Annotated in this window: 1 protein-coding gene and 1 pseudogene; both read left to right on the top strand. The window is 72.2% G+C overall.

Going from position 1 to position 2,407, the window contains the following annotated elements; all coding sequences use genetic code 11:
- A pseudogene (locus D7V93_RS41830) lies at positions 1-840 on the top strand (MtsA protein); the annotation flags it as partial.
- A gap of 124 nt (positions 841-964) precedes the next feature.
- The coding region (locus D7V93_RS41825; RefSeq protein ID WP_120648538.1) for a calcium-binding protein at positions 965-2,407 on the top strand (1,443 nt) is incomplete at its 3' end.

Genomic DNA, 2,407 nt, shown 5'->3' with positions numbered 1-2,407 from the left:
GTGGTGGACGTGCGCGAGGCGCGGGCGGGCCGGGCACAGGTGCTGCGCCAGTGGCCGGTGGTGGACGTGCGCCCGCGCGAGCAGCGCCGGCTGGGCCAGGTCCTCTACTACTCCGACGTGGGCCGCACCGGGATGAGCTGCGACGCGTGCCACCTGGAAGGGCACACCGGCGGCGTCTTCTTCGAGAAGACGCGGCCCATGCGCATCTACCGCTCCACGACGGTGCTGGGCAGCCGGGACACGCCGCCCTACTTCACGCCCGCGAGCACGCGCAGCCTCGCGGAGACGGCGGACACGGTGGGCGGGCGCAACCGCTACCACAACCCGGATCCGCTCCCCTCCGAGGTGGAGGCCCTGGCCCTCTTCTCGTCCCTGCTGCCCACGCCGCCCAACCCCTACCGCGGCGCGGACGGGGCGCCGCTGGAGACGGTGGCGCTGCCGGACGGACGGAGCGGGCACCCCGCGAAGGGCCGGGCGCTGTTCGAGGGCCGGGCCCGGTGCGTGACCTGCCACCCCGCACCGTTGTTCACCCTGGATCAGGACCCCTCGACCCGGGGGCAGTACCAGGACGTGGGCACGCCGGTGGCGCTGCCGCTGCGCCTGGAGCAGCAGCACCTGGTGACGGGCGCGGCACCGCCCTCCCTGGTAGGAACGTGGGACGTGTGGCCGCTGCTCACGAGCGCCACCGCGGGCTACGCGGTGCAGGAGGACCGGCTCGTGGTGGGCTCCCGCTTCCCGCTGCGCACGCTCCTGGAGACTCCCGGCCTGAAGCACGGCGATGCGCTGGCGCTCACGCCGGAAGAGCGTGACGACCTGGTTGCCTACCTGCTCACGCTGTGAGGAGAAAGCGCGCCCGCGTTTCCGCGCCCGAACGAAATGTCGGTCCTGATTGCGCGTCCTCGCGCGGCCTCATTCCTCGCGTCGCTTGCGTCGGATGGGGTGGCTGGGGTCTACAATCCAACGAATGCGTTCCTCCCCCCGGGTCGCCTGGCGCCTCGTTCCCGCTTTGTTGCCAGCCCTGTTGCTCTCGTGCTCCGACGCGGGCCTGTACGCGCTCGACGCTCGCGCGGGCGGCTCCCGGGACCGCGCCAGCTTCGAGGGGGACGTCTGCGTCCCCGAGGCCACCGGCGACGCGTTCCCCGTGAAGGTCATCTTCGCCCTCCAGGGCGGCACCGGCGTGGAGACGGAGCTGGTGGGCTACGCGGTGGACGGGCTCACGACGCTCACCTCGCGCTTCACCGGCCCGCAGATGCGCTTCGGGCTCGTGGCCTTCCACTCGGTGGCCACCGGCCTGCAGGGCAGCTTCGCCGACGCGGCCACCTTCCAGGCCGTCCTTCCGCGCTACGCCAGCTACCAGCAGCAGGGCCCCATCAGCATCCGCTCCGCGCTGCGGCTGGCCAAGAGCCTGATGTCCGGCGACATGCAGGCCTCCTGCCGGGGCGAGGTCGCGCGCACGCGCTACATCGTGGTGCCCGTCATCCGCAGCTCGGACGTGAGCTGCGACAACCCGGCGTACAACATCGGCATCGATAGTCGCTGCACCGCGCTGGCGGAGGCCTCCGGCTGCAACGCGACCCCGGCGGCCCAGGCCAACTGCAATGCGGCGTGCAGCCAGTGCGAATTGACCGCCGTGGCGGGGGAGCTCAAGGCGCTCGCGGAGCAGTTCGGCGCGGGCGAGGTCAGCATCCAGCCCGTCTACGTGCGCGGCGCCACGCCGGACCCCGTCACCCGCCTCCAGGTGGCCGCCATCGCCAACGCGGGCGGCAGCGAGCCGGTGGAGACCGACTTCGCCGGCCTGCCCAACGCGCTCGCGCGGCTGGACTACGGCTCGCTCGACAACGCACTCAAGCTCAAGCGCTTCGTCGCCTTCAACCGCAACGTCCAGGTGCGCGACGGCCAGATGCTCGCCGACAGCGATGGCGACGGCATCGGTGACGACGACGAGCGCGCGCTCGGCCTGGACCCCATCATCCCCGACAGCGACCAGGACGGCCTCATGGACGGCGTCGAATTGCGCATGGGCCTGGACCCCCTCGTCGTGGACATCATCAACGGCTGCAGCGTGGTGCAGGACACCGACGGCGACCGCCTCAACGACTGCGAGGAGCGCGTGCTCGGCACCGACGGCTGCGTGGGCGACACCGACGGCGACGGCCTGCCGGACCTCGTGGAGGCCCTGTCGCAGACCAACCCACTCGTCCCCGAGGACCTGCTCGACAGCGACCGCGACGGCCTCACCAACGTCGCCGAGGTCGAAGCCCACGGCGACCCCCTGAGCGCCGACCGCGACTTCCACCGCGAGCGCGGCTACGGCTACTCCGTCGTCCCGCTGCCCATCGCCAGCAGCAGCGACCGGGCCTGCTACCGCACCCGCGTGGAGAACGTCTCCCTCGTCCCCACCCTGGAG

This window comes from Corallococcus llansteffanensis (assembly GCF_003612055.1).
GTDB lineage: Bacteria > Myxococcota > Myxococcia > Myxococcales > Myxococcaceae > Corallococcus > Corallococcus llansteffanensis.
The sequence above is the reverse complement of the archived record's forward strand: the minus strand, read 5'-3'. Positions and strand labels throughout refer to the sequence as shown.